This window comes from Pricia sp., from assembly GCF_041745955.1.
Classification (GTDB): Bacteria; Bacteroidota; Bacteroidia; order Flavobacteriales; family Flavobacteriaceae; genus Pricia.
The window spans coordinates 1-2511 of sequence record NZ_JBGTHY010000337.1; the positions used below are offsets into that span (position 1 = coordinate 1).

Consider the following 2511-nt stretch of genomic DNA (forward strand, 5'->3'; position numbering starts at 1 on the left):
TAAGGATAGACGATATGTAAGAAATGTATAATACTTTATCCTTGTATAGTATAGTCAAACGGCCCTCAATCGCAAACCAACACCTGTTTTGTGAAGTCTAAATAAAGGTGGGATAAAATGTACTGGTTCAATTAATGGAAAACGGGTTTGTTTGAACTTCAAAGGATGTACAATTGGATATAAGTCCAACTTGGTTGCGGTATTGCGGGAGAGGCCCAGCTGCTTGCTGATACCCCGTTTGCTCGCGCCCTCGCCGTACAATTTGAAAATCTGTTTTGCCTTGCGCATATCTATCTGTTTGTTTGCCATCGTCTTTTTTATAGAAGAACCGATGGGAACCCACAAATAGAATCGATTTTTTAGTGGTTCACTTTCGTCCGCCCAAGGTGGCTCACTTTGCCCCGCTGCGCTATGCTCACTTTAATCCGCCCGAGGTGGAATATTATGCCCGTTTTTTGCACTTTACCAAGGTTTGGGAAATGATCGAAGTAGTTATTGGGAATTGGAGAAGTTTGCCCGCCATTTAAAAACACATATATTTATTCGGGGAGGTATAGACCCTTTTAAATTCAATTCGATGGGGAATCTCCGAGAAATGCCGGTCCTGATTATTTATTGGCAGCATGGTATTTGACCGCACCGGGACAAAAAACAGGGACGCGTTTATCCTGGAGGGAAAATCGGTCGATACCGATACCGAACATAATTCTCGACCTATACGAGACTACCCTAAAGTGCTTGGTGGATAAACCTCCGATTGTACGGGGAAAGTCCCGGTCAATGGAATATGTGAGCGGTCCCGCCCTAAACGCTGTCCAGCGCCTCCGCCAATTCCGTTTTTTTGTTCCTGCTCAACGGTATCCGTCTACCCCCGACTTCAACATTTTTACTATTGAACCTTTCGACCTTTTCCAGGTTCACGATATAGGACTTGTGGATCCGTAGGAATTTATCCTCCGGCAACTGTCGTTCGAAGGATTTCATGGTGGACAGTACGACGATATTGCCATCGTCCGTCACCAATTTAATGTAGTCGCCAAGGGCTTCGACCCATTTTATGTCGTTAAGGACAACTTTGCACTTTTTCAGGTTGCTTTTCACGAAGATATGCTCCCCGTCCTCGTGCACCTCATGTATCTGCCCATATTCGGCTACCGCCCTCTTGACAGAGGCTTCGAAACGGGCCAAGGTTATGGGTTTGTGAAGGTAATCGGTTACGCCGTAATCAAAGGCCTTAAGGGCATAATCCGGTTTACCGGTAATCAAGATCACCTGTGGTCGGTCGTCCAAGGACTCCAAAAGATCGAAACCATTGAAAATCGGCATTTCGACATCCAGGAAAATAAGATCGATCTCATTGTCCTTGATACCGCTTTTCGCTTCAAGGGCATTGCCGTACTCCGCTACCAGTGCCAAGTTCGGATGATCGTTCACCAATCTGGCCACGGCCATTCGCTGCATAAGGGAATCGTCTATGATTATACTTCTTAATTTCATAATGGGCAGTCTGTGGGGTTAAGTCATCGACAAAGTACGTAAACAGCATTCCCCGCCACAATAAAATGATGTGAATAGGGTATTAAACGTTGTGTAAGCGGAGATAACCGTTTTTTTAAGATTTGAGTTAGGTCCATTGGTCACGGTCGCTGCACACTTTTCTATATCCGTTGAACTGGAAACGGGAAAAGAAGGTCGGTCCACACGGTATCCTGGTCGACCGCCCATGTCCTGCGGGCCACGAAATATCGTTATCATGTCCTCAAGGTGGATATCAAGGTGCGGGATTTGAACCGATGGATTTATCCGGGCCTTGATAAAGGAATTGACCTTAAGTTCGATATATTCCATTCTGTGCCCTGCCCACAGGAAATTACGATGGGCCGCCCCCATAGGAATTGAACCCCTTTGATGGAATATGGCCATGGGAAAGTAAGGTGGCCCGTGTTCGGCAATGGTCCTCTTTGGTCCTGCCGCCCATAAAGAACAAAACATGGAACATAGGGCAGAGCGGAAAATGGAAGGTTCCCTTTGTCAATGGATAGAACGTAGGCGAATCGCATAGTCCTGAAGGATTTTATGTACAATGCAAAGATTTCCAGTACATTAGCATCAAATGTTTGTCCAATTGCGTCCGATCCACAACTAAATAATCGCTAACCTTGTTCGGCGAACAGAAGCAAATGTACCGATCCGACCGACCCTTGCCCCGATCTCACCAAGGGAAACCCAACCCCATGAACATGGACCAACTGGTCGCCAATTTCCAGAACAGGGATATAGCCGCCTTCGGGAAACTATATGAAATGTATTCCCCCAATATCCGCGGTGCGATAAGGAAGAACATCGTGGGCATCGAGGAAGATGCCCAGGAGATCTGTCAGGACGTTTTTGCCAAGGTCTGGCACCGTGCCGACCAATATAACGCATCGAGGGGCAGGTTTTTCACGTGGCTTTTGAAAATTGCCAGAAATGCCGCGATCGACAAGCTCAGGTCCAAGGATTTCAGGAACT

Annotated in this window: 2 protein-coding genes and 1 pseudogene; 2 read left to right on the plus strand and 1 reads right to left on the minus strand. The window is 46.5% G+C overall.

What is annotated here, in order from left to right; all coding sequences use genetic code 11:
* Nucleotides 1–804: 804 nt before the first annotated feature.
* Nucleotides 805–1497: a LytR/AlgR family response regulator transcription factor gene (locus ACEW8S_RS12370; RefSeq protein ID WP_373518456.1), complete on the minus strand. Its 693-nt coding sequence runs from the start codon at nucleotides 1495–1497 to the stop codon at nucleotides 805–807.
* Nucleotides 1498–1683: 186 nt separating this feature from the next.
* On the opposite strand from ACEW8S_RS12370, the pseudogene ACEW8S_RS12375 reads away from it, so the two are divergent.
* Nucleotides 1684–1782, plus strand: a pseudogene (locus tag ACEW8S_RS12375) (IS200/IS605 family transposase); the annotation flags it as partial.
* A 377-nt stretch (nucleotides 1783–2159) separates the two neighbouring features.
* Nucleotides 2160–2511 (plus strand): RNA polymerase sigma factor (locus ACEW8S_RS12380; protein WP_373518457.1); only part of this gene is annotated, 352 nt, incomplete at its 3' end.

What these genes read in the sequence shown, in the direction of transcription:
- ACEW8S_RS12370 (WP_373518456.1), bottom strand. Translation starts at nt 1,497, where the DNA reads ATGAAATTAAGAAGTATAATCATAGACGATTCCCTTATGCAGCGAATG.